General features: G+C 48.0%; 1 protein-coding gene. It reads left to right on the top strand.

Translation table 11 applies throughout. The features are described from left to right. Positions 1-133 precede the first annotated feature (133 nt). Positions 134-988, top strand: coding sequence for a class II fructose-1,6-bisphosphate aldolase (gene fba / locus ON063_RS14635; protein ID WP_214694578.1), 855 nt, complete (start codon positions 134-136; stop codon positions 986-988). Positions 989-1019: the final 31 nt, after the last annotated feature.

Raw genomic sequence — 1019 nt, 5'->3', positions numbered from 1 at the left:
ACGCTTGCGCTAAGCCATTTCTATGCCCGAATAGCATAGGCACATGTTTTACGGTGTGTTATAATGGGAACGAATTGCACGGGGGAACTTTTCCCAAACGTGTATAATAGCGAACAGACAGGAGGATGTCATTATGCCATTAGTATCAATGACAGAAATGCTTAACAAAGCATTCGAAGGCAAGTATGCAGTCGGCCAATTCAACATCAACAACCTCGAGTGGACGCAAGCGATTCTTCGCGCTGCGGAAGACGAGAAATCACCAGTAATCCTCGGTGTATCAGAAGGTGCAGCGAAGTACATGGGTGGCTTCACAACAGTTGTCAAAATGGTTGAAGGTCTCATGCACGACTACAACATCACTGTTCCAGTTGCAATCCACCTTGACCACGGTTCTTCATTCGACAAGTGTAAAGCAGCGATCGACGCTGGATTCACATCAGTCATGATCGACGGTTCACACCACCCGATCGACGAAAATGTCGAAATGACGAAACAAGTTGTCGAGTACGCGCACGCTAAAGGCGCTTCTGTTGAGGCAGAAGTCGGTACAGTTGGCGGCGAAGAAGACGGCGTCATCGGTGGCGTACAATACGCTGACCTCGAAGAGTGTGTACGTGTAGTTAAAGAAGCGAAAGTAGATGCACTTGCTGCAGCACTCGGTTCTGTACACGGACCATACCAAGGTGAGCCGAAGCTTGGCTTCAAAGAGATGGAAGAAATCGCGAAAGCGACACAAACTCCACTCGTTCTTCACGGCGGATCAGGTATTCCTGAGCACCAAGTTAAAAAAGCAATCGAGCTCGGACACAGTAAAATCAACGTTAACACTGAGTGCCAACAAGAGTGGACTCGTGCGGTACGTGAGAAGCTTGACGCTGACTCGAAAGTATATGACCCACGTAAAGTTATCGGACCTGGGATCGAAGCGATCTACAACGTCGTAACTGGCAAAATGCGTGAGTTTGGTTCTAGCAACCAAGCATAATCCTGTTTGATCAAGTCGGTTCTCTATGAGA

Source organism: Exiguobacterium sp. B2(2022) (assembly GCF_028823655.1).
Lineage (GTDB): Bacteria > Bacillota > Bacilli > Exiguobacteriales > Exiguobacteriaceae > Exiguobacterium > Exiguobacterium aestuarii_A.
The sequence above is the reverse complement of the archived record's forward strand: the minus strand, read 5'-3'. Positions and strand labels throughout refer to the sequence as shown.